At 32.8% G+C, this 22,022-nt stretch carries 33 protein-coding genes and 1 pseudogene; all 34 read right to left on the reverse strand.

The window, feature by feature from the left end:
* The coding region (locus B3603_RS00555; RefSeq protein ID WP_291559521.1) for an ATP-dependent Clp protease proteolytic subunit at nucleotides 1-398 on the reverse strand (398 nt) is incomplete at its 3' end.
* 19 nt (nucleotides 399-417) lie between these two features.
* Nucleotides 418-810, reverse strand: coding sequence for a helix-turn-helix transcriptional regulator (locus B3603_RS00560; RefSeq protein ID WP_291559523.1), 393 nt, complete (start codon nucleotides 808-810; stop codon nucleotides 418-420).
* Between the two features lie 126 nt (nucleotides 811-936).
* Nucleotides 937-1,095, reverse strand: a complete 159-nt coding sequence (locus tag B3603_RS00565) for an ATP-binding protein (RefSeq protein WP_291559525.1) — start codon at nucleotides 1,093-1,095, stop codon at nucleotides 937-939.
* Nucleotides 1,096-1,559: 464 nt separating this feature from the next.
* Entirely contained in the window at nucleotides 1,560-1,934 is a 375-nt protein-coding gene (locus B3603_RS00570; protein ID WP_291559527.1) for an erythromycin esterase family protein, read from the reverse strand.
* 523 nt (nucleotides 1,935-2,457) lie between these two features.
* The gene (locus B3603_RS00580; RefSeq protein ID WP_291559529.1) at nucleotides 2,458-4,509 is read right to left on the reverse strand and encodes a serine hydrolase domain-containing protein; all 2,052 of its coding nucleotides are present in this window, start codon (nucleotides 4,507-4,509) and stop codon (nucleotides 2,458-2,460) included.
* Between the two features lie 35 nt (nucleotides 4,510-4,544).
* Nucleotides 4,545-5,012 (reverse strand): serine hydrolase, encoded by a 468-nt coding sequence (locus B3603_RS00585; protein ID WP_291559531.1) that lies wholly within the window; start codon nucleotides 5,010-5,012, stop codon nucleotides 4,545-4,547.
* The gene (locus B3603_RS00590) at nucleotides 5,009-5,329 is read right to left on the reverse strand and encodes a serine hydrolase domain-containing protein (RefSeq protein ID WP_291559533.1); all 321 of its coding nucleotides are present in this window, start codon (nucleotides 5,327-5,329) and stop codon (nucleotides 5,009-5,011) included. Before B3603_RS00590 ends, B3603_RS00585 begins: the two co-directional genes overlap by 4 nt.
* A gap of 1 nt (nucleotide 5,330) precedes the next feature.
* Entirely contained in the window at nucleotides 5,331-5,660 is a 330-nt protein-coding gene (locus tag B3603_RS00595; RefSeq protein ID WP_291559535.1) for a MarR family winged helix-turn-helix transcriptional regulator, read from the reverse strand.
* Entirely contained in the window at nucleotides 5,657-5,806 is a 150-nt protein-coding gene (locus B3603_RS00600; protein WP_291559537.1) for a hypothetical protein, read from the reverse strand. Before B3603_RS00600 ends, B3603_RS00595 begins: the two co-directional genes overlap by 4 nt.
* Nucleotides 5,807-6,496: 690 nt before the next feature.
* Nucleotides 6,497-6,664 (reverse strand): hypothetical protein, encoded by a 168-nt coding sequence (locus B3603_RS00605; protein WP_291559539.1) that lies wholly within the window; start codon nucleotides 6,662-6,664, stop codon nucleotides 6,497-6,499.
* Nucleotides 6,665-6,741: 77 nt separating this feature from the next.
* Nucleotides 6,742-7,317 (reverse strand): hypothetical protein, encoded by a 576-nt coding sequence (locus B3603_RS00610; protein ID WP_291559541.1) that lies wholly within the window; start codon nucleotides 7,315-7,317, stop codon nucleotides 6,742-6,744.
* 144 nt (nucleotides 7,318-7,461) lie between these two features.
* A complete protein-coding gene (locus B3603_RS00615; RefSeq protein WP_291559543.1) occupies nucleotides 7,462-7,908 on the reverse strand; it encodes a hypothetical protein in 447 nt (148 codons plus the stop codon).
* A gap of 106 nt (nucleotides 7,909-8,014) precedes the next feature.
* Nucleotides 8,015-8,653, reverse strand: coding sequence for a hypothetical protein (locus B3603_RS00620; RefSeq protein ID WP_291559544.1), 639 nt, complete (start codon nucleotides 8,651-8,653; stop codon nucleotides 8,015-8,017).
* A gap of 279 nt (nucleotides 8,654-8,932) precedes the next feature.
* Nucleotides 8,933-9,535, reverse strand: a complete 603-nt coding sequence (locus tag B3603_RS00625; protein ID WP_291559545.1) for an SMI1/KNR4 family protein — start codon at nucleotides 9,533-9,535, stop codon at nucleotides 8,933-8,935.
* Between the two features lie 96 nt (nucleotides 9,536-9,631).
* Complete coding sequence (locus tag B3603_RS00630; protein WP_291559547.1) at nucleotides 9,632-10,255, reverse strand: hypothetical protein; 624 nt, start codon at nucleotides 10,253-10,255, stop codon at nucleotides 9,632-9,634.
* A gap of 115 nt (nucleotides 10,256-10,370) precedes the next feature.
* Nucleotides 10,371-10,787: an immunity 22 family protein gene (locus tag B3603_RS00635; protein WP_291559549.1), complete on the reverse strand. Its 417-nt coding sequence runs from the start codon at nucleotides 10,785-10,787 to the stop codon at nucleotides 10,371-10,373.
* A 78-nt stretch (nucleotides 10,788-10,865) separates the two neighbouring features.
* Nucleotides 10,866-11,336 carry a hypothetical protein gene (locus B3603_RS00640; RefSeq protein ID WP_291559551.1) on the reverse strand — a complete coding sequence of 157 codons (471 nt, stop codon included), beginning with the start codon at nucleotides 11,334-11,336 and terminating at the stop codon, nucleotides 10,866-10,868.
* 111 nt (nucleotides 11,337-11,447) lie between these two features.
* The gene (locus tag B3603_RS00645; protein WP_291559553.1) at nucleotides 11,448-11,900 is read right to left on the reverse strand and encodes a tetratricopeptide repeat protein; all 453 of its coding nucleotides are present in this window, start codon (nucleotides 11,898-11,900) and stop codon (nucleotides 11,448-11,450) included.
* Nucleotides 11,901-12,018: 118 nt separating this feature from the next.
* Complete coding sequence (locus tag B3603_RS00650; protein ID WP_291559555.1) at nucleotides 12,019-12,684, reverse strand: hypothetical protein; 666 nt, start codon at nucleotides 12,682-12,684, stop codon at nucleotides 12,019-12,021.
* Entirely contained in the window at nucleotides 12,629-13,210 is a 582-nt protein-coding gene (locus B3603_RS00655) for an SMI1/KNR4 family protein (protein ID WP_291559557.1), read from the reverse strand. The genes B3603_RS00650 and B3603_RS00655 overlap by 56 nt, the downstream gene beginning before the upstream one ends.
* 305 nt (nucleotides 13,211-13,515) lie before the next feature.
* Nucleotides 13,516-13,911: a hypothetical protein gene (locus B3603_RS00660; protein ID WP_291559558.1), complete on the reverse strand. Its 396-nt coding sequence runs from the start codon at nucleotides 13,909-13,911 to the stop codon at nucleotides 13,516-13,518.
* 149 nt (nucleotides 13,912-14,060) lie between these two features.
* Nucleotides 14,061-14,507 (reverse strand): hypothetical protein, encoded by a 447-nt coding sequence (locus tag B3603_RS00665; RefSeq protein ID WP_291559559.1) that lies wholly within the window; start codon nucleotides 14,505-14,507, stop codon nucleotides 14,061-14,063.
* An 87-nt stretch (nucleotides 14,508-14,594) separates the two neighbouring features.
* The gene (locus B3603_RS00670) at nucleotides 14,595-14,960 is read right to left on the reverse strand and encodes a hypothetical protein (RefSeq protein WP_291559560.1); all 366 of its coding nucleotides are present in this window, start codon (nucleotides 14,958-14,960) and stop codon (nucleotides 14,595-14,597) included.
* 29 nt (nucleotides 14,961-14,989) lie between these two features.
* Entirely contained in the window at nucleotides 14,990-15,853 is an 864-nt protein-coding gene (locus tag B3603_RS00675) for a leucine-rich repeat domain-containing protein (RefSeq protein ID WP_291559561.1), read from the reverse strand.
* A gap of 203 nt (nucleotides 15,854-16,056) precedes the next feature.
* On the reverse strand, nucleotides 16,057-16,344 hold the full coding sequence (locus tag B3603_RS00680; RefSeq protein WP_291559562.1) for a hypothetical protein: 288 nt from the start codon (nucleotides 16,342-16,344) through the stop codon (nucleotides 16,057-16,059).
* Nucleotides 16,345-16,433: 89 nt separating this feature from the next.
* Entirely contained in the window at nucleotides 16,434-16,886 is a 453-nt protein-coding gene (locus B3603_RS00685) for a DUF4240 domain-containing protein (protein ID WP_291559563.1), read from the reverse strand.
* A 290-nt stretch (nucleotides 16,887-17,176) separates the two neighbouring features.
* Nucleotides 17,177-17,650, reverse strand: a complete 474-nt coding sequence (locus B3603_RS00690) for a hypothetical protein (protein WP_291559564.1) — start codon at nucleotides 17,648-17,650, stop codon at nucleotides 17,177-17,179.
* Between the two features lie 142 nt (nucleotides 17,651-17,792).
* The gene (locus tag B3603_RS00695) at nucleotides 17,793-18,098 is read right to left on the reverse strand and encodes a hypothetical protein (protein ID WP_291559565.1); all 306 of its coding nucleotides are present in this window, start codon (nucleotides 18,096-18,098) and stop codon (nucleotides 17,793-17,795) included.
* Between the two features lie 107 nt (nucleotides 18,099-18,205).
* A complete protein-coding gene (locus B3603_RS00700) occupies nucleotides 18,206-18,757 on the reverse strand; it encodes a hypothetical protein (RefSeq protein ID WP_291559568.1) in 552 nt (183 codons plus the stop codon).
* Between the two features lie 160 nt (nucleotides 18,758-18,917).
* The gene (locus B3603_RS00705) at nucleotides 18,918-19,454 is read right to left on the reverse strand and encodes an SMI1/KNR4 family protein (RefSeq protein ID WP_291559569.1); all 537 of its coding nucleotides are present in this window, start codon (nucleotides 19,452-19,454) and stop codon (nucleotides 18,918-18,920) included.
* Nucleotides 19,455-19,524: 70 nt separating this feature from the next.
* Entirely contained in the window at nucleotides 19,525-19,920 is a 396-nt protein-coding gene (locus B3603_RS00710; RefSeq protein ID WP_291559570.1) for a hypothetical protein, read from the reverse strand.
* A gap of 84 nt (nucleotides 19,921-20,004) precedes the next feature.
* Nucleotides 20,005-20,394, reverse strand: a complete 390-nt coding sequence (locus tag B3603_RS00715; protein ID WP_291559571.1) for a hypothetical protein — start codon at nucleotides 20,392-20,394, stop codon at nucleotides 20,005-20,007.
* Nucleotides 20,387-21,097, reverse strand: a complete 711-nt coding sequence (locus B3603_RS00720) for a DUF4304 domain-containing protein (protein WP_291559573.1) — start codon at nucleotides 21,095-21,097, stop codon at nucleotides 20,387-20,389. The genes B3603_RS00715 and B3603_RS00720 overlap by 8 nt, the downstream gene beginning before the upstream one ends.
* Nucleotides 21,098-21,319: 222 nt before the next feature.
* Nucleotides 21,320-21,554 (reverse strand): annotated as a pseudogene (locus B3603_RS00725) (23S rRNA (uracil-5-)-methyltransferase RumA); the annotation flags it as partial.
* Nucleotides 21,555-22,022 lie beyond the last annotated feature (468 nt).

Raw genomic sequence — 22,022 nt, forward strand, 5'->3', positions numbered from 1 at the left:
TGAAGTCCGCCGGATATTGACGGCTGATGAACCAGCACTTCACTGTTTTTCAGGGCAAAACGTTTACCTTTCTTCCCCGACGCCAGAAGTAATGAAGCTGCGCTCCCTGATTGGCCCACACTGATGGTAGAAACATCGCATTTGATATAATTCATTGTATCCATAATAGCGAAGCCGTCCGTTACGGAACCACCTGGGCTGTTAATGTAGAAATGAATGTCCTTGTCACAGTCGGCGGATTCCAAGAAGAGCATTTGCGCAATGATTAAGCTCGCAGACTCATTCGTTACCATGCCGTTAAGCATGATAATCCTATCGTTTAACAACCTCGAAAAAATATCGTAAGAGCGTTCTCCTCGAGATGTCTGTTCAATTACCATTGGTATAAGATTACTCATATTAACCTCCATGCGCCGCTTATGCAGCCATATTCGTGATTCTGTTGAAGTCGGAACTGAATTCGATAACATTATTGAATTTACCACTTCTATATACTCTCCGATATTTTCCAGGCGTCAAATCATAAATCCTCATAAAGGCTCTAGAAAAGGATTCCTGAGAAGCATATTGATACTTCAGTGCGATATCAATAATCGACTGTTCTGTTTGAACAAGCTCTTCTGCAGCCTTCTCCATCCGCCTCTTAGTAATATATCTGGTGACGGATTCACCTGTTATTTTGTGAAAAAGTCTATGATAATGATATTTTGACAGATAAGTTTTTTGAGCAAGATCGTTAAGTTTAATCTTATTATCCAGATTTTTTTCAATATACTCAAGTGAATCACGCACTTTTGAGTGATAATCCATATGCATTCTCCTTTCCAAGAATATATCATATATTATATACTCAGTCATAAATTAATTCTTGATAATTCTTGCTCAAATTTTTTCTGACGAAAATAGGTATAAATGTCAATATTAGAATATAACTTTTTACTCATCATCTTTTTTAAGATGATCTTTTAAACGATATGATTTTCCGTTGATAGGGATTACATGGGCATGATGTAAAATACTATCTAAGATAGCGTTAGCTATGACAGGATCATAAAATACACTGGCAAAAATCCGATCCGGCTGCTCTGATATCATCTTTGTATAAGATTTGATTTGCCAATCAAGGNNTATATAGAAGAGAAAAACCTTTATGTTTTTCTATCAAAAAAGGACATGAAAGTTTTTACTCTCATGTCCTCAATTTTAGATTATTCTTATAGTTTTATCTTAAAAAATTCAACTGTTTTTCTTATGCAACATAACTACACACTCCACCGTATTACCTTTATCCCACAAAAGTTCCTGCACCTCTCTCACATCCTTAAAGAGTGAAAAGTTAAAGGCAATGGACTTTAGTGGCACTTCTGCTTCTTCACGAGTATGTATCTTCTTTAATTAAAGAAGATACAAGAGCTTTTAACTCTTCATCACTGATTCTATCATACATTTTTTCAAAGTTAATCATCAGAGTGTAAACATTGTCCAACGCTATGGTGTTCATTTCCACAGAACGACGTTTTATTTACGCGATAATTATCAATTACTTTAGTCAATATAATTTATTTAATAAGAGTTGTAGGAGAGTTTTTTTTGAAAACAATCATTCCGTTAAATGTGTCATTTGGAACAATGATAGTTGTATAAAAGGACTTCAAGAACTTTTGCCACCCCGATATTCCTACATTTAGCGTTGTAATTTTTTGTTGCCCCTTCAAAATCCCTTGCCAATTTTCATTATCAGCTACTTTTAAAAAGTCAATATAATAAAAGTTACTCTCCATATTGTCAAGCGGACTATTCAGCACATTTTGGCTTTTAACTTCCATAATACTAAACTTTCCATTGTTATCTTGTGAATTAAATGCTGTATTCTCTGCATCTCTCCCAATAGCAAAATAGTTTTCCCCTATGCTGTTGGTCAGCAATTCACCCAAGCGATTACAATTTTTATAATATTATATCACCCACTATTCAGTAAGTCATTAAGAAGCTATGACTATATAGAAGCTTCTGCAACACGACATCATCATCTGCACAAGTTTCTGTAACCCCGTATAAATGATACTATAAAAATGTAAGAAAATGATCATTTAAGAATGTACTAATTAGATTTATATATATTAAAATTGGAAATAATTATGATTATACAAGTAGATATTCATTCTAAAATAAAAATAGATAAATTAGAATATCTTCATAAATTAAAGTTGATTATGGAGGAAAATAATTTGAAAGTAAACAAAAGTCAAATAGGAAATAAAAAATTTAGAATACTTAAAAATAAAACAAATGATCAATCATTTAGACGAAGTCATTGATTTTTCAACTAAAAATAATTTATCATTTTTTAATGCTCTTATTAAGCTTATAACTTATGAGATAGACTTTGAGGCAACTTTTATGCTCATACAATAATGCCATAACCTTCCAATGCGATTGAAAAGTTATGGCATTTTATTATCTTATTTTTATTTTAAATACATCTTCTTTATTACCAACAAATACTATAAAACCATTCTCTGGTAATTTACTTTTATTTTCTCCCATCACAGAATTTAATGTTATACATTGTCCATTTTCATCATACACTGCAAAATTTCCACCCTTTGGTAATTCAACCTCAATCATTTTATTTTTACTTTTTTCGTCTACCTTAAACCATTTTGCATATCCATTTTCTCCTATTTTCACTAAATCTATACCATTTCCTATAGGCTCTATGAAATCTTCTTTGATAAAAGTCATATCTATTGTTTTTAAATATTCTACTCCATCTTTTTCATAAAAATTTAAATCTGTTAAATCTCGCCCATTTGCCACAGGAATTTCTATACTATTTACTCCATTATTTTCATCAATAACCTTATTATTTAAAATATATCCAGATTCTTCATCCAAATACATTTTCTTAACCAACATAGCATAATTTAAATACATATCTGAATATTTATGTTCTCCTATGGCAAAGTATCTTTTATTTTCTCTATCTTTCCATTTTCTCATGACTGTTTCAGAAACAATATTTTTATCCAATTTCACGCTCTCAAACTCTGTATTTAGAAATTGTCCCACTCCTGGTAGATTCAAATATCCTTTTGTTTGCATATATATCTTATTATTTTTTGCCTCTATAAATTTTAAAATCATTGTCCCATCTTCAGTTTTAAACTCTTCATTGCCAACATATACAAACTTTTGAGATGGTAATAACCCATCTAATCTCTCAGGCATTATAAAACTATTTTTATCAAATTTTATTTCATATGTTACTCCACTAACAGTCCCATTTCCATATATTCCTTCATATTTAAATAAATTATTTAGAATTTCTACTGCCTTTGGTTCTTCAAATTTTTCTTCAAAATCTACATCTTTTACTATATTTTTTTCCTTTAAATATTTAATCAATACAGTTGATGCAAATGCTTGATTATAGATAGACAACCCATCTGAAGATACTACAGCCATAGATATATTATACTCTGGTAAAACTATTAAACTAGAATGATATGACCCATCTCCTCCCTTTATAATTGCTTTTATACCATATTTACTAAATGGCCACAGATTAGTAGAATCCCATCCTAGACCATATCCAGTGTTATTATTATCATCTTCAACCCATATACCATTTTTATACTCATCTTCTTGCATTCTCAAAGCAGATTTTTTTGATAATATTTCTTCTTTATTTCCCATTAGAACTTCTGAAAATCTTAGTATATCCTCTGCTGTAGAATATATTCCACCAGTTCCTAGTAAATTTATATTTACTGTAGGTAATTCCTTATCTATTGAAGTGTCATATATTTTAGCTAATCTATCTCTATTAAAATCACTAAATGGAGTTTTTGTATTTTTTAATCCCAAAGGTTTATTTATTTTTTCTTCTAGAAATTCAGTATAACTGGTACCACTAACTGATTCCACTATTAGCTCTAAAAGCTGAAATCCATCATTACAGTATACAGAAAATTCTCCAGGATTAGAATGTAATTTTTCATTTTGCATATTTTTAAGTAAATTATCTTGAACAAACCTATCATTAACTCCTAATGTAGTACCATTATAATAATGGGAACCATATAATCCAGAAGAATGATTAAGAAGCATCCTTACTGTTATATCCTTATATCTAATATCATCCATTTTAAAATTTGGCAAATATTTTGTTACTGGACTGTCTATATCAATTTTTCCTTGATCTACAAGAATCATTATTGCAGCTGAAACATATATTTTACTCAAAGATGCAGTTCCATACATTGTATTTTGATCTATTTCATTATGAGTAAATTTACCATATATACCACTATTATCAGATAATACAATTTTTCCATTATCCATTATTCCATATTGTAAACTCATAACATCATAATCGGAAACTAAAATATCTGCAATTTCTTTAACTTCTTTTTTGAAACTATTATCTATCTTATTTGGAACACATCCCATTAAAAAAGTAGATAATATGCCTATTAAAACAATCATACATATTAATTTTTTCATATAACATACTCCTTTATCTATTTAATACTATCAAATTATATATATTTATTCGAAATATTTATTTTTTGTGAATTATACTCTTCTAATCGATACTCGCCAACATATCTGTTTAAAATCTCAGGACGTAGTATTTTTGCTTTTTGGAATTCTATTGCTTTGGGAGTCTCATATGGCTCATCAAAAAGTATATTTTCAATCAATTTTATAATAGATTGTTGAAATTCAAAGTCCTGTTCTTTGTTTATTAGAAAAATAATCACTAGATCATTATCAATGTATCTTTTAAAGTATGTAGCATAACCTGGCCAACCACCGCTATGCCACACAATCTTTCCCTTTTTCTTTTCATTCTCTAAAATCCATCCAAGCCCATATTTAAAAGGAGTTTCAAGTCTTGGAGAAGCTGGAGAATAGGCTTCCTTCAATAAGGTTTCATCAATAAGTGTCCCATTTTTCAATGCTCGGTCAAGTAGATAAATATCTTCAACTGTGGAATGAATCACTCCATCTTCAACAATTGACTTACTTTAATACCTTTATATGGAATATCAGGTAACCATTTTTCTATGTGGTCATCAAGGGAAAGTTTGTTAGCTTGTACCAACAACATTATCCTCAAAGCAGTCATCGGTTTTGAAAGGGATGCAAGATTAAATATCGAATTTATTCTTAGTTTTCGTTTAGAATTCAGCTCAGCCTCACCAAAAGCTCCTTTATATAATATTTCACCATCTTTAGCTATCAAGACAGTTCCATTAATTAATTTTTTAGATTCAAATTCATCAAAAAATCTTTTTAATATCACTCTCCTATCAGTCATTTTATTCTCCTTTCATTTCTTCTTTTGACAATTCCTCTTCAACTACATGATTAAGTTCTACTAAAATGTTTCGTAATTGTATCACTTCTTCCGTTTTCAGACGAGAATAAAAATGATTTACAATTTCCTTGTTAATCTCCTCTTCTTTTGAATAGTAATTGTGTCCTCGCTCATCCAACTGTACAATTATTTCTCTCCTATTGCTAGGATTAATTGTCCTTAATAGATATTTCTCTTTTTCTAATTTAGATACAATCTGACTTACAGCACTTGAAGTAACATTCATCAATTCAGCCAATTGACTTATTGATAATATGGATTCTTTTTTCACAAATCCATTAATATAATTTCTTTGCTTGAAAGATCTTCATTAAGTAAAGACCAATACTCTTTTATCAAAGGAGCATTCATGGAATAAGTCATCTCATTAATTTCTGTAACCAAATTGAATAATTCATTTTCCCTATCATTATCCATCTTCGAAATCAACATTTCACCGTCCTTAATATTTAAGTTATCTTAAGTTTAAAGTCATCTAATGTTTTTGTCAAGAAATATTTAGAGAAATACCACTAAAATGTGAATTCCATATGCTAGTCATATCTCAATTTAAAAAAGTTTCTTAAATTTAATGGAAAGGAAACCAAACCCCAAGTTCACTTTTGTGCACATTAGAACATATTGAGATTACCTTGGTATAGAAAAAAACCAGATATGTTTTCACAACATCTGGGTCTAGTGGTGCTTATTTGATTTTTCTGTTTGTCAATCTAAAAGGTGTAGATATGAAAGATTCTCCTTCCATTTTACCTACACCATAATTACTGCTTATAATTGGACTGATTCCATCGGATATTCCAAACATAATCAGTATAACAAAATTTCCAATATAATTAATTATTGTAAATGCAGCAACCCACTTTCTTCTGCAAAATTCATAAAATACCTGTTAAGCAAGAACAATGTCAGTGCGTTTGCAACATATGTTACTCCTTCAGAAGAACCATTAAAAGCTAAATTCTTAAATTCTTGTTTTTAAAAATTACATTATTAAAAAATTCATATTTTCCCAAATTAACTAATTCTTTATTTGAATCAAAAATATATTTAATGTCTGTTCCAAAAATCTTTATTGATAATAAAAGAATCCCCTTGCGAGGACTATACTTAAAAAGGAATACACTCATCATCTCCTGCAAGATATGAGTATTCTTCCTCTTTTTTCTCACCTGCATAATAAAAATCTGCATCACAATTAGGGCACACCATTACTGGCATTCCATTCCTTTTCATATTCTGTTCCTCATCATACTCTTCATTACAGTAAATGTCCATATCTAGTAACTATTAAAATTTTATATCAGTTTTTTGCGTTTACACAGACTTTGAAACGGTCTCGCAAATATTAATAACTACAATTCTATTTCTTGAATTTTAACAGAATTTGCTACAATTTCTAAAATAATTCTATTATCTGATGGCTCATAAAAAGTTACTTGAACGGCTTCCGCCACTTCTTCTTTGGTTCCTCCGCCTTCTAATATATCTGCAATTAATTCGTCTAATAAATCTGACTTATTTAAAATCCTAATATCACCTATTTCTTGATTGGTTGACTGTCTGTCTTTTAGTCGCCAGCATTCCTCAAAAATTAACTTCAATACTTTTGCATTCCACTTTTCTATTACAATTTCAGCTTCATTCCTAAATATTTTTATACTTTTGATAATGCCATCAGACAAATCTAAATGATTTAAATTATCCATTACTTCCTCCTGTCTAATCTGGAAAATCTTCTCCGGGTAAGATAGAACTATTAATAGCAACAACGAAAATATCGTTAGCATCGCAGTAACGGCAGCCGCCCCGTTTTTTGTATATTCCATAGTCACTCCGCCAAAACCATTAAAGCCAGCATACATGAGCGCAGTAATGACTGCACATTCCACAAAAGCAAGAATCAATGAAAAGCAAAAATCAAATTTCAAAGAGCCCAATGGTTATTCATTGATACCCACCTCCCGAAAATATAAAACTTCCATATTACCACTCAATAAAAATTTTCTGTGGCCTTGTTTTCTTTCGTTTACAGGAACTACTGCTCGTTATCTTCGCAGGGCATACTTTTAAAACTACATGACATGAAGATCTAAAAAAACTAAAGTTATATGATTCTCATCAATTTTCTTAATATAGAATCTGGCTGTTAAATCGCTTAATTCCCCATTTAAAGGGACATAATCATAATGCACCATGCCTAACAAACTTTTATCCTTGAAGTTCCAGTCAGTGCTTACTTCAATGCCATTTATTATTTTATCCTTCTCTTTATTATCGAAAATCGAAGTAACTTTATAATCCGCAAAACCAAACATATCTTTTATTTCTTCCCGAGTATGGCCAATAATACCATATCCATATACAGCTTGCTCTAATAAGTCAGGTGTCCATGCTCCCTCCTTATCAGTGAGAAACATAGCAAGTGCTTCCTCATATTTTTCAACAGCTAACAGCTCATTCCACTCAATAATTAGATTTTTTATTTTTTGTTCATTTGCATCAATAGGTAATATCCACATTTTATATCTCCCTTTAGCTAAAATAAATTTCCTGTACCCTTGTTTTAATTCGTCTATAAGAGCGAATGCTCATAATGTTCACCTTTTATCAATAAGGCTAATTAAATCAGCCCAACAAACGGAAAATAATCGATTCCAATTCAGCGTTTTCTTGCTTGAGAATGTCGGAAGCATTTTCTCCTACAACTTTTGGTAAGTGCTTTCTTTCTCCTTTTTTCGTTGGCGTAGGCGGTGCAGGCTCGCCCTCCAAAATGTGGAGCACCAACATTCTGTCAGATGGATTTACCTGCTTAACAGCTTCTTTTACTATCGGATATATATTTTCCGCTAATAATCTCTGCATAACTCTAAACTGTCCGAATAGCCGTCCTTTTTCCGGGACATTCTTTAGATTTGAAAGCAAAAATACAATTCCGTTTATTTTATAAAAACATGCTATATTTACAATAATATCTACAACATGATCCATCCACGAAAGTTCAAAACACCAATCATCTAACATATTTATAAACGATAAAATATCATTAAGTGAAAATAGCTGAGGGTTATTCAAAAATTCATCTTCTATGTCCCAAAAATCTTGAAGAGTATCCATATCATCTCCCTCTTCATCAAAAATTGCCACTTTCTCCGTATGTACACCATTGAGAAAGTCCATTTTTTCTTTTAAAGATATGGTTTTATATGTACCGGCTTTATAATCACTAAATTTTTCAATCAGCTCTTCATAATCAATATCATTCATTTAACAATCTCCTATTCAGATTTGCTTAGTACGCCTTCTCCACCAAAGGCGTACTAAGCAAATTATAAATTTCCTGTAGCTTTGTTTTTAGTTCGCCTACAGGAGCGAATGCTTATAATCTTACCGAAAAATTGGAGTTTCGCGGCTACACATAATGCTCATTTTGTTTGCCATCACTCCCCAATAAAGCACACTACAAATTTTGCTTCAGCTCATAATAATTCCTCCCAGCTATGGGTCTTATTATTACATCGTTGTCATATGCATGTTTTGCTTCTTTTATTCATCAGATAGGCTTAAGAAATCCAGTGTACTATCAATCACTTCTGTAATGCTATTTGCTACATATACAATTTTATCAGGGTCATGAATGTAGCAAATAATCTGCCCAACCTCACCTTTGTTACCTGGAGTGAAATCAAGCATTAAGTAGATGCTACCAGCCGCTTGAGCAAAGGGTATCCATTTCTCATTAAATAAATAAGGTTTTATTCTTTCATCCGCCATATTCGCTATGTCTTGTTCTGAAAAATATTCAGGGAAGTCACTTAGCAAGGCATTTTTATTTTGAAAATACTCTTTTTTCGCAGCTATCTCTTCAAGTGATAAAAGTGTAAAGTAAAATTCACAGGCACCAATATCTATAAAGAAAATATCAAAAAACTTACTGCCATTTTTATATTGAAACAGAGCTTTTAAATCAGCTGGCAATGTAACATCAAATTTTTGCTCAAACGTCTGTATTTGCGTTTTAGTCGCTCCATTTACTTCTTGGTATTCTTCAAAATACTCTTCGCCTATAGGGTCATCAATCTCTAATTCCTCAAAATTCTCACACACAAACTTTTCTATTTGATTTATTTTTCTTATCAACTCTACCATGTTACCTCCTATTATATAAATTTCCTGTAGCCTTGCTATAATTCGCCTACGGGAGTTAATGCTCATAATCTTACCAATAGACTGGGACTTTGCATTTTAGCTCATATTCAAAATCAGTTCTAACTTTTCCTGAAGCCTTTGAGGCAAGATACTCTTATCCGCCCCCATCTCCATTAACCGCTTAACCAAGGATCTCTCTTCAATCTTAGAATTTGTCCCAACACAAGGAAGCAAAAGCCAGAGGATAGAGCGCCCCCTTTTGTTCAGAATGTTTACGTTGAGACTTTGCTCTAAAATAAGACGAAACATTTGACAGATCCCTGGCTGGTTTATATTTCCTGCAAGATAATGAAGTGCTGTATTACCGTTATAGTCTTGAATATCCACATCTATACCACGTCGGATGAGGTCAATAGCAATATCAAATTTGTTATTTGTTGAAATGCTTTCATGAAGCATACTTTTGTGAAACTGCTGTCTTGTATAGTTAATATCTGTAACATAGTCAATCTTCTCAGCATATTCTTGAAAACCATATACATAAACAGCTATGGCATTATAGCACGCTTCATTCGGATTTACAGTTGGCGGTTCTTCTTTTTTTACGAAAAGACCGGGAGTTACTTCATCAAAAAGCTCCGTTCTGATTTCATCAAACAGCACCTTTTCTTCTGGACTTATATAACTTTCCGTTTTGGTAGGTTTTATATTGTCTCCCATTTTATCCTCCTAACTTTCCATTTATCTTCATGTGAGATTATATAAATTTCCTGTAGCTTTGTTTTAATTCGCCTACAGGAACAAATGCTCATAAAGCCCGTACTACTCAATCATTTTATTCTTCTGGAAATGTAGCGAGAAATTTGAAACATCCAAATTCATCATTTTGAATTCTCTTAATATCACCCTCATATTTTAGCTTTCCAACCACGATAGCAGTATTATAGAAATCATCTAAGTCATTCGGATATTTTGCTTTAAGCTTTTCAATATTAAATATGTCGGTTTGAGCAAAAATCTCTTCTATTGACTTTGACGGTAGCATGTTTACAACCGCAACTAAAAAATCCTCGTCATAAGTATTTACTCCAAAATCAACTCCAAATTCAGAACCAATACAATCAACTTCTAACAACTCGTAATCCTTTTTCATATATTCATTGAGTAATTCTTGTGATTTGCAGTTACCAACAAAAATAGAAACATATTCGTCATTACTATATGTGTAATTTTTCTGTTCAACTTCTCGCATGTTCAACCTCCTAAATTCCTTATAGACTGGGTTCAGAACTACTTGATAAATTCCTTTTTACCAGCATGTCTGCTGAATTTAATAATGGTAAATAATTTCTTGGTAATTAAATTCACTTTTCTTAGGGTAATTCGATTTATCACTATCTGCAAGTAACTTATTATTGTAATATTCTATGAAGTCACTTTTAGGAATAGCATCGTCATCGTTATATATAGTAAACATGGCCTCTTTCGTTTGTTCTTTCATATACCCCGGAACATGCGCTCCCAAAGAAATCATATTGTGTTGATCTGTATGACCCAAATATAAATCAAATACTATAAATTTTTGCTTCGAAGAATCAAAAAATACATGTACATCACCTTGTCCTCGCTTAAGGAGACAATACTCCTCCGCTAATGTATTTGGATTCATTTTAATGTCTAACAATTTAAGCAAGCTTACTATTTCATTTGTGAAAGTAGCATCTTTTGCCTCCCATGTATCCCGAAAGTTCCCATCAAATAAGATTTCAAATGGAATCACATATTCCACTTCATACGACATATTCATCACCTCAACAACTGTAATTTTCTACACATGCATATTCCCCAAGAATCAATATCATATACTCCTACACCTTATTGTACTTTTTGCGATCTCTGATTATATAAATAATTATTCTTTTGTGCGGTCTTGTCTTAAATCTATATGAGTACTTAAAAATTCAAAATACTTAGGGTTATCTTCATCAAAAATTTCTTTGCCTTCAAACATATATGCTCTTAACATATATTCCAAGGCGTTTTTTTCATCACCTATCTCCAAGCAGCTTTCACCAAGTCTAAGCATGACAAATGGATTACCATAGCCTTCACCAGAAAGATTTCCTCTTGCAGCATCAAAACATTGATATGCCTTATCAAAGTTATTCTGAATAAAATATATATCGCCTATGGAAGCCAAAAACCATACAGTTTCACTATAAAATTGTTGCGGGTGGGGAATAAGACTTAATGCTTCTTTCCAAACTTTTAAAGCTTCATCATATTGTTTGCTATCATAAAAACCATTACCAATTTCAGCAAGTTCCTCTATCTTATTTTCGATTTTTTCAGATAATTCATCCATTTCAGATTTCCTCCAATTCTGATTTGTCGCATTGTCAGATTATATAAATTTCCTGGAGCTTTATTTTAATTCGCCTACAGGAACGAATATTCATGCGCCCACTAACAAACCGTAATTTTTAGCTTTTGGGTGAAAAATACCAACAGAAGGATATTCCCGTCGAGATTTCATGGCTTTTCTCTGATACAAAATCATATTCGCTTAAATCAACAAATTCATTTATAGCAGGTTCTAATTCCTCCAAACAGCATATTTCATCACAGTGAGCACTAATTCCACTGAATGTAACTTCGCCCTCAAATGTAAAAGGGACATCCTCTCCATAGATTGCATCCCAAAACACATTGGCGGTTCCACTCCATCTCATATAAAAGATATTGCCCATTCTTTTTATAAATTCAATTTTCCCACTGGTCACTTCCGCATGCCCGAATACATATAGTGTCCCTGCTTCTTCGCCCTTCTCGTTCTGAGAAGCATCCCATTTTTTTGTTAACCCATCTATAGATTTCCACGACCTTACATCAAGTGAAAATCCATTATTATGATAAAGATTCGGAGCAATCATTTCATAATCCTCCTCACCGCTGTCCTCGTCTGTGAATATAAGTTTTCCCTCTGACGTTTCTACTTCTATGTGCCATAAAAATGAAGGAACTTTCTTATACCCCATTCTCTTATTCATTGCTCCATCTGCAAATGCTCCGGTAAGTACAGCAGATCTCACATCAAATTCTAAATCTCCTAATTTGAACATCTTTTTCCCGTCCTTTCTTTTCTCCACAGACCTTTTTGTTCTTGCGTTCTTCCAATTCCTCAATTTGCTTCATCAAACAATCAGAAAAGCTCTCCTCTATTGAAGTTGTTTCCCCTGTCTGATAGTAATCTAATATGACAATATTACCCTTCTTATCAAAACAGAATATTTCGTCACCATTTCCAATAATGGATAAGAAAGGAATGTAGTCTGTAAATCCTGCTTCATGTAATTCCTTTGTCTTGACACGGATATCTAAAAAATCTGGTATTTCTTTTGCTATTCCATAAACAATGATGCCACGACAAAAAGACCAAAACGGACCAATATCAAACTGCTTTGCTTGCGGCCAAACTTCTTCTCTCACATTCATATAGAGTCCGCCTAGCGGTGACATGGTAAACTCTCTAAACTCCTGCGGTAGCATACTTCCAATACTTTTTTCGAATTCAGATATGTCCGATTCAGATGGTTCATTCCCCATACAGGCAACCACCTGATATGTATTTTTGTCATAGTTACGGAAATAATCATAAATTTTCTGTAATGCCATTTTAATTCTCCTCCTTCATCAAATATAAATTTCCTGTAGCCTTTTTTAATTCTCTTACAAATTCTTACTTCTGAACTATCAATCCAAATATGTATCTAAACGCTGAATAAACTTAAAAAATGTATTCCCTAAAACAATCTTATCTTTATCAGACATGGAAACCGCCGGAACAGCAAAATAATTTCCATTTGTATCCACTCCAAATAATTCACCACCGCCGGTTTAATAAAATGAATTATATAAATTTTACACCAACAACTTCATTGATAGATTAAATTTAATATCATAATTTAAACTGAAATTCACTATTTTATTTCCCTATTTAATATGTCATCATAGTTTTCTTTGTAGTTATCAAACGCTTTAAATGGATATTCAGCATTTTCTAAAAGATAAACCAAAGTTTCAGATAAAATTTCTGCAAAAATCTCAACTACACAATAAGCGGATTTTTTGTTGCTAATATACAAAATGCTTTCGTATAGTATTTCGTTTAAGTCTGCAAGAAGTTCTCTTTCAATTTCTGGTGAGTAAAAAGTTTCTTTCAATTCTTTCAAACATATAAAAATTTCATCAAATTTTTGTTGCAACTCAGGTAAATTCTTAAATCCATATCTTAAATCATATCTATATCCCTCTGGGAAATTATCGTTTCTCCCTGCATGAACGGCTATTTTCAACCTTGCTTCTGCTTTTGTCATTTATATTCACCCACTTTCCTACTTGTCAATCATGAACATTCAGTGAATTTTTATTTATTGCTCTGCTAGATCATACAAAACTTCTGTAGTTTTGTTTTAATTCGCCTACAGAAGCGAATGCTCATAATCTTGCCATTAAAGATAATCCATCATAATGCAATAACGCTATTTAAAACAGCCTTAGCCATCTTATCTGCAATTTCTTCAATACTATCTCCAGACATTATATAGTCTATGACATTACTTAAAGGTAGAGACTTATGAAGTAATTCTATATAGTAATCCACTTTATTATCTTCGCCGCTTTCAAAGCTGTCCTTTATCATCGTTATTAAGATTATTATTTCACTTCTCTCTAAACCTTTGATACAAGGCGGTTCTGGAGTCATTGCAGTCATTGCTAAGTTGTCTAAGTCAGTCCATCCCCAATATTCAGCAAACTCCATTTCATTATGCTCTTTACCGGTGATTTTACTAAGTTCAGCTAATTTCTTGCTGCAATTTCCGCTTCCTTTATCAACAATATAATTAATTATTTTCATAACTGTTTCGAGCTTACCTTCATCTATTTGAGGAAATTCCAACTCTTTTCTCATATGATTACAACTCCAATCCATATTTATAATTTCGCCAAATAACCTGCACTTCAAATTGAAATTTGTTAACTCCTGATTCTGTGAGAATTACAAATTGCCACATGGAATTTTAGATGACTGATATGACTGTATCAACTTGTCTAACCAAGATGTTGTGACACCAAGCTGCATACTATCAAAAATCAGTCCGAAATCATCCGATATACAGGCAGCTAAATCACTGTTTTGAGATAAATTATACACTTGCAAAAAAGCTTTTTTTCTATATTCATCAGAAAAGCGTTTTGATTCTTCTGAATACTCTTTTTTCAATTTTAATTGCTCTATTTGATTATGAAGATTTATCCAGTTAGACTCAAACCATTCGCAATCACGCAGGTCTAATATGGAATCAAAATCTATTTGATCAAACATTTCTTGGTTTATTTTCTCTAATAACTCATTAAGCATCATCTTTACCTCCCCCCTCGTCTTTCACTTACTTATAACCGTAGTAATGATACAAACTCAATCCCATTTTCCTTGGCATACTTTTCGGCCACTGAACCCGGAATACCTTTTATTTTTAAACCTGGAACAACCTGTTGACCTTTTATCTTGAAAGCGATTTTTTCGGGGCTAGTGTACTCTCTCATTTCCATAAACCCAACAGATTCTTTGCCGAATTCCGTAACACTTGCTGGAATTGTAAGTTCAAGGAGCGAGGGACAATGAAAAAACGCCCAGTCGTCAATGTTTGTAACACCATCCTCAATAACAACTTCGGTAAGCACCTCACAGTCGGCAAAAGCCTCGTATGAATTTGTCACGCTATTGGGAATAAAAGCATATTTAATGTATTCAGAACCGCAAAAAACATGGGAAATATCTTCGGTGCCTTGTGGAAAAATTAAACTTTCAAGCTTGGTGCCTTCAAATGCCCATGAGAAATTCCGCACTCTGGGTGGTATATCAACACTTTCCAGAGAATAACAGCAGTTAAATGTATAACTCATATCAACAAGGCTTTTCGGAAGAGTAACATCTTCAAGCCTCTCGCAACCATGAAAAGCGCCAACTACCGACATTACGCCTTCTGGAATAACTACTCTTTTTAACTCATAAAACCCATCAAAGGTGCTGTCAAGTGAAACGACGTTTTTCCCGTCGATGACATCCGGAACAACGATATTAATATTATTACCGTTATAACGCAAAATCTCTATCCCGCCGTCAATCGGAGTATATGTCCATAAGCTATCCGAGCTTGTAAAGATTTCAACATCTTCATCCTCGTATTTATAGAACCAGTCGTAGCTTTCTCCAGTTCCGTATCGTCCTCTCCCATCACTATAATAAGCTCTCATTGTAAAAACCTCCAATGTTATATTTAAAGGGCGAAAAATCTATTCTGTTTTTTCGTAGGCCTTATTCAAACGTCAAGATTCATACTCCGAAGGAAGACATGGTACTATCCTTTGTCTTTCTTCTAAAATATAAATTTCCTGTAGCATTGTTTCAACTCACCTACAGGAGTGAATGCCCATAATCTTATTGATATAATGTTAATCTAAGCAGTCCAGTAAGCAAAGTAACTTTCTTTCTCAACATCATTCATGGCCTCGTCTATTGACATAAAAACGCCGCCTCCAGTGCAAAACTCACCTTTTTGGGTCAGGCTGTCAAACCATGTGTAATAGCAAAGACATTCTACATCCTCCGCTATTTCTGGAGGATCTTCATAATCTCCTGAACCATATCGAATATTGCTTTCTATAATAATAACTTCATATTTTTTGATATTATCATATAAGCAAATTCCTCGTTTCACAATTTTTACTTTTGATAAGTCAAGCATTGGCTTTCCCTCCTTTGGTCTTTTGAAATATTGAAAAACCCGACATACTGGAATATATTATTACTCTTTATGTTGTGCATGATTCGAATTTAATTTTTCCAAAGCTCTTCATTACTACATGATTCATAACTTGGCTTTGCAATATGTGGGTAGTTGGATGTATCCTGTTGATGCTTTTTAGCCCATGCTTTCATTGGTACATATAATATTGATTCAAACTCTAAATCTGGGTCTAATGTTCTTCCTCCATACAAAATAGAGCTATAATAACCTTGCCCATTTACGATTGCAACACACCGCTGATAAAGGAACAAATCATTGGAAAAAAGCTCTAATGTTCCATATAATTGCATGGCTATTTTCTTACTATCAATATCATATAGTAGCTTGGACATAATATTTTCAAAATCAAAGATTTCTTCGTCAGATTGCTCTGATAAATATTGAATAACAGGCGCTAAAACCTTATCATCATTTCCCTCGTTGCTCCAATCCAACATTTTAATTATTTTCCAAAATTGATTTTTTTTCATACATATCATCTCCAAATTTCGATTTTCACTATTCGTCTTATTCGTTGTATATCCATATTTATTTATACTTTTTTATTATCATCAAAATCATCCCTTGCTTTGAATAAATATAGATTTCACTTATCTCCCGCAAGGTTCACACTCACAAGAGATTATTTTTCATATCTCGAAATTTGACAAAATGTTGTGATTACAAATATATTTCTCATTTCTTTATTCGACGGGATAGTTCCTAATTGTATTAGCTTTTGAATCCTGTTTTTCACTATAGATATCCTCTTCTTACACCTCATATTTGTCTACATAACAACGAATTTCCCGTGTGGATAAACTCCATCGTATGAGCACGGCCATCGACCTTGTTCGTAAATGCTTAAAAGGTCATTGAAAAAGTCTTTTTTCTCAAGCTGTATTTCGATTGCTGCCCATGACATATCCCTTTTCACACAATCCATAATTTCGTTCTCTAACCCGCTTTCATTTTCAAGTTTACATCTCTTTATGAAATTGCAGTAGCCATTCCATAAAGAGTTTTGTATATCACTGGAAACAGTCTCAAAAATACAGTCTATTTTCTCATCTGTAATAATCTCTATGGCTTGAGTTTCCAAAAAAGAAATTTTAGGTCCCCATACAGCTAACATTTTGGAGTTGTAACTATCGTATGCTTCAAAAATCGAAGTAACAACAATGTACCGTTTTTCAGCTGTTCCACATCTTGAGAACCATTTTATTTCATTGATACGGGAAATAAATTCATGTATATTCTTCATCAAGTACTCTCCTTGCATATTATATAAATTTTTCATATTATATCCGCAGTTTTACAACTTCACAATAAATTCCTTTTAATATAAATAATGTCCAGGTAGGCAACTATCCACATTGCTCATTCTCTTACCAGTAAAATGGATATCATTCTTTTCTATATGGTCTATTCATTACAACATTTAGAAGTTGTTCTACAATTTCTAAATATTCATTTTGAGTTATTTTAAATGAATCCCATTCAACCAATCTTCCATACCCACCACAAAGTAAAATAGAATTTAATCGTTCAAAATCAGGAATAACCTTATTAAAATCGTATCCCCATAGCATGGAACTATCGTGTATCATATCTGCAACCGAACCTTTTTTCACTAAATAATGAGCTTCTTTTCTATCATATTCGCCATGATAATTAGCCTCTGGCATTAAATAATATTCTATAATTCTCATTTTTCACTCCCAATTTCTATTTTACTGTTCAGTAAGATTATATAAAATTCCTGTAGCTTTATTTTAATTCGTCCACAGGAGCGAATGCTCATTTTCTTCACATTAGCCTAGAATCGAACTATTCTTTTACTTTCAAACAGAGAACCTGTATTGCTATGTGTACTTCCGTCATTTTCCGTATATGTAGTTATCAAACGTGGCTCTCTGGTAGCACTATGGTAAAACTTCATCAGCACATTAGAAATATCACTATCAAGTGAAATACTCAAACCCTCTGCCAATTCTTTTTGGGTTTCATCCAAGTCCATATCCATATCTTCTTCAACCATTTGTCTATGTTCTTCCATAAGTTCTTTTGCGAAGCTTTGGAGATGCTCCATATTTTGATATGATGCAGCATTCACATAATCACGCCAAAATGGGCAGTTTACCATAAACACAAAAAAATCATAAAGGCTATCGGCAATTCTTCCGCTTTCACCCTCACTTCCCCAAAATCCAACTGAACCATCCTCCAATAAGATGTATTCACTTCCTGTGCCTTCTTTTGCGAAGGTTTTTCCAGTTATACTATAGGCTAAATGCCCAAATTCATCTTGTGGAGATTTGAATTCTGAAAGAATTTCAACATCACAAATATAACATAGAAGGTCAGACAAATTTTCATCCTGTTTCAACAGTTTAATAATATCCATAATAAAGCTCCTTTTAAGCATATTTTAATTTGACATTGTTCGTTTAGGCAATCCAACTCGAAAGAACAAAATATAAATTTCCTGTACATGGCTATTAAATCACCTACAGGAATGAATGCTCACTTTATTCATACTGATATTCTGTAAAATAATCAACATCATTACCATAATCAAGCCATTTTTCAAACCAACCTAAGAAATCTTGACGCTGACAACAGGGCTGTATTCCTACATCACAAAAAAACCAAATTTCCCCACGACATTTCCCTGTGACAATTAAATTATAGGATTGTGCATCTCCAATATGAATAAGCTCAATGTTTCCATTCCCAACTTCCAATAACCGAGATTCGGATGGACATTCTTCATCCTCCCAAATCCAAGGATCTTCAAAGGGAAAAGCAGCTGATAATTTTTCTGATATCAATCTGTCTATCATATCAAGAGATTTCATTTTGAATCCACCAATCATATCACAGCCATCGCCTACTTCAAGCAGAAACTTTCGATAAACTTCAGGAAGTATGGTATCATGCTTCTTTTCAAATAAGCAGATTTCTTGTTCTAATAGTTGCTCTCCCAAGAAAATATCTTCAGCTGTGCATTTTTCTTTTATTCTCTTTATTATTACATTATACTGCTCTGGTTGATAGATCGGCATACTTCTCCTCCTAATTGTATAAATTCCTGCAACGTTGTTTTAATACTGAAAAATACCTACACTCTTTACATCAAATGTCAGAATCTGAAATCCATCTAAAAGATGGATGCTTTTCTCCTGTTTCACAAAAATGCACAATGATAGCTTTAATATCCTTAAATGAATAGCACATCATTCTTTCTTGAGGGCAAGCATTAATAAATAAATCTACGGAATAGATATTTTGACTTCCATTGTCAAAATAAGAAATGTCATCATTATATTCGTCAACCCATCCAATAAATGCTGCTTTTTCCTTGTTAAACTCAACTGATAAACTGATATCACCTACAGTGTATTCTAAATAGATATAGTCTTTACCTATTTTATCTAATATAGCATTATGTTGGCTTTCCAAAATACCAGATGTGCTTTCTATTATCATAGGTTTCTTGGTGTCACTTATATATATTTTCGTACATAGCATAAAAATTTCCCCTATAATACTCAACAAATATAAATTTCCTGTACCGTTGTTTTGATTCACATACAAGAGTGAATACTCATTTTTTTACTCAAAATTCAACCAATGAGGAAGATCTTCCCTAGTAAACGGTCTCAACCTATATATATCATAATTTTGCACATAAATTAATTTGTCTTTATATTTTTTCAATATCCTATCATGGAATTTTGAAATAAAAAATGCGGCACCATATCTGGCATCATTGGAATAATTCTCACTCTCATCAAGCAATATTTGAAAAAGAGTGATTAAAAGCTTTTCATCGAACAATCGCTCTAAAAAGAATTTTTCAAATGTTGTTCCTATTGCATTTGAAAAACTATAAATCAAATATTCACGAATAATTTCCTCAATATAATTACCATTTATGTCAATAGGATTTATGCTTGTCAATTCCTTCTCTTTATCCATTAAAAAATCATTATAATTATCCACTTGTTTCCTCCGCCATCAAAGCAGCAAGAATAAATGCCCACTTGTCCTCATTTGGCCATGGTGATAATGCCTTGATTTGCTGGTACAGCTGGTAATTCTCTTTGATTTCCTGAGCCGATATTCCAATCCACTGCCGATTATGTATAAGATTCGGAATATTACTCTCCACTACGGCGAGCCCATGTGCCATATAGTAATACCGCAGCAAACAAATCCTTTTGGAATAATATCGTTCATTCCAGTCCTGTTTTTTCCGCTCCCAATCCTTATAATTTTTAATTTCATCAAGCTGTGGCAATATATACTGACGCAAATCGTTGCCAATGCGGTTCTTGATGTCCTCCACATCCATGTCCTGTGGCTTATAGTCTTGATACCCATCAATTTTATACCCTAAGGGCTGATGATATGGGTGAAGATAGCCGCAATCAGGCAATAGTGGATCCTCACGCATGGAATCAATGCCACCTTGCCAGCATTTTAAATATTCCTCTGGCAAATCTCTTTTAAAAGCTTCAATCTCAAACCAAAAAGTATAACCCATCACTATAGAATTAAAACGTGAGCCGTTTATGTGTATTGCAAGACAGCAATCGTCCCTCATAGATTTATAAGTCTGCCCTTTAGCACGGTATCCCGCACGTTTCAGTTCAGGTTTTACAACTTCACGTAGGACTATATTCTTTTTCTCTTTGGAATTCATCACTACCTCCTTTTAATGATCGCCTCTTCTCATTATATAAATAATTTGCAGTTGAAAACTGGCCAACAAATTCTAATTTGTATCTTATTCTCCCTCCTCATCCTGTTGATGCAAATGTTCTATTACATGGTCATCCTTCATTTCATTTTCTTAGCAGCTTCCTTTGTTTTCCGATCTTCGATTCTTTTTTACCTTCAAACCACAATATGTTGTGGTCAAACCTTACTTTTTGCTTTTCGAGCCACAACCCCGGATCAGAACCACGCACTCCACATGAGCCGTCTTTGGAAACATATCCACCGGCTGTACTTCTATGGTTTTATAATCTAGATCATTTAAAATTTTTAGATCTCTTGCAAGGGTTGCTGGATCACAGGAAACATAGACTATTTTTTTGCGGTGACATTTTTGCTATAGCTTAAAGTAACGATTCTTCACAACCCTTTCTTGGTGGGTTTAGTTCTATAATCTAAATTTACTTAAGATATAATTATGAACCGTCCCTTACATATCTAAAATGTCGAATTTCTGTAAATATTGTATATTTCACCATAAATATGCAATTATTATATCATAAACTATTCTAATACCGTAATATTATACAATTTATTAAGTACCAAAAATCTGTATTTTCAATACCATAACATAAACATTATAAATATTATTTTTTAACCTACCCTAGTGTATAATACTCGTTTTGACCTTTCGTTGCTTCAGAATAGAACCTAGTACATACTCAATTTAATAATCCCATAGAGCTTTCCTCCTATGCTATGACTTTCAGCCTTTTATGTTCTGGAGGCTTAGGTGGTATAACCATAATCTTTCTCATAAATTCATTCACCGTCACCTATATAGAAGAGAAAAACCTTTGTGTTTTTCTATCAAAAGAGGACATGAAAGTTTTACTCTCATGTCCTCAATT

Source organism: Clostridium sp. UBA2485 (assembly GCF_002341865.1).
In the GTDB taxonomy this organism is placed as follows: Bacteria; Bacillota; Clostridia; order Clostridiales; family Clostridiaceae; genus Clostridium_J.

Coding starts and splice junctions, on each gene's coding strand:
- B3603_RS00645 (WP_291559553.1), bottom strand. CDS start 11,900: ATGGATGAATTATCTGAAAAAATCGAAAATAAGATAGAGGAACTTGCT.
- B3603_RS00635 (WP_291559549.1), bottom strand. CDS start 10,787: ATGCGAGAAGTTGAACAGAAAAATTACACATATAGTAATGACGAATAT.
- B3603_RS00600 (WP_291559537.1), bottom strand. CDS start 5,806: ATGGATAATGATAGGGAAAATGAATTATTCAATTTGGTTACAGAAATT.
- B3603_RS00685 (WP_291559563.1), bottom strand. CDS start 16,886: ATGATATGTATGAAAAAAAATCAATTTTGGAAAATAATTAAAATGTTG.
- B3603_RS00695 (WP_291559565.1), bottom strand. CDS start 18,098: ATGAGAATTATAGAATATTATTTAATGCCAGAGGCTAATTATCATGGC.
- B3603_RS00620 (WP_291559544.1), bottom strand. CDS start 8,653: ATGAATGATATTGATTATGAAGAGCTGATTGAAAAATTTAGTGATTAT.
- B3603_RS00625 (WP_291559545.1), bottom strand. CDS start 9,535: ATGGTAGAGTTGATAAGAAAAATAAATCAAATAGAAAAGTTTGTGTGT.
- B3603_RS00670 (WP_291559560.1), bottom strand. CDS start 14,960: ATGATGCTTAATGAGTTATTAGAGAAAATAAACCAAGAAATGTTTGAT.
- B3603_RS00680 (WP_291559562.1), bottom strand. CDS start 16,344: ATGCTTGACTTATCAAAAGTAAAAATTGTGAAACGAGGAATTTGCTTA.
- B3603_RS00630 (WP_291559547.1), bottom strand. CDS start 10,255: ATGGGAGACAATATAAAACCTACCAAAACGGAAAGTTATATAAGTCCA.
- B3603_RS00590 (WP_291559533.1), bottom strand. CDS start 5,329: ATGACTGATAGGAGAGTGATATTAAAAAGATTTTTTGATGAATTTGAA.
- B3603_RS00560 (WP_291559523.1), bottom strand. CDS start 810: ATGGATTATCACTCAAAAGTGCGTGATTCACTTGAGTATATTGAAAAA.
- B3603_RS00615 (WP_291559543.1), bottom strand. CDS start 7,908: ATGTGGATATTACCTATTGATGCAAATGAACAAAAAATAAAAAATCTA.
- B3603_RS00690 (WP_291559564.1), bottom strand. CDS start 17,650: ATGAAGAATATACATGAATTTATTTCCCGTATCAATGAAATAAAATGG.
- B3603_RS00655 (WP_291559557.1), bottom strand. CDS start 13,210: ATGGCATTACAGAAAATTTATGATTATTTCCGTAACTATGACAAAAAT.
- B3603_RS00640 (WP_291559551.1), bottom strand. CDS start 11,336: ATGTCGTATGAAGTGGAATATGTGATTCCATTTGAAATCTTATTTGAT.
- B3603_RS00705 (WP_291559569.1), bottom strand. CDS start 19,454: ATGCCGATCTATCAACCAGAGCAGTATAATGTAATAATAAAGAGAATA.
- B3603_RS00605 (WP_291559539.1), bottom strand. CDS start 6,664: ATGGACATTTACTGTAATGAAGAGTATGATGAGGAACAGAATATGAAA.
- B3603_RS00580 (WP_291559529.1), bottom strand. CDS start 4,509: ATGAAAAAATTAATATGTATGATTGTTTTAATAGGCATATTATCTACT.
- B3603_RS00710 (WP_291559570.1), bottom strand. CDS start 19,920: ATGCTATGTACGAAAATATATATAAGTGACACCAAGAAACCTATGATA.
- B3603_RS00660 (WP_291559558.1), bottom strand. CDS start 13,911: ATGACAAAAGCAGAAGCAAGGTTGAAAATAGCCGTTCATGCAGGGAGA.
- B3603_RS00665 (WP_291559559.1), bottom strand. CDS start 14,507: ATGAGAAAAGAGTTGGAATTTCCTCAAATAGATGAAGGTAAGCTCGAA.
- B3603_RS00720 (WP_291559573.1), bottom strand. CDS start 21,097: ATGAATTCCAAAGAGAAAAAGAATATAGTCCTACGTGAAGTTGTAAAA.
- B3603_RS00565 (WP_291559525.1), bottom strand. CDS start 1,095: ATGATATCAGAGCAGCCGGATCGGATTTTTGCCAGTGTATTTTATGAT.
- B3603_RS00675 (WP_291559561.1), bottom strand. CDS start 15,853: ATGAGAGCTTATTATAGTGATGGGAGAGGACGATACGGAACTGGAGAA.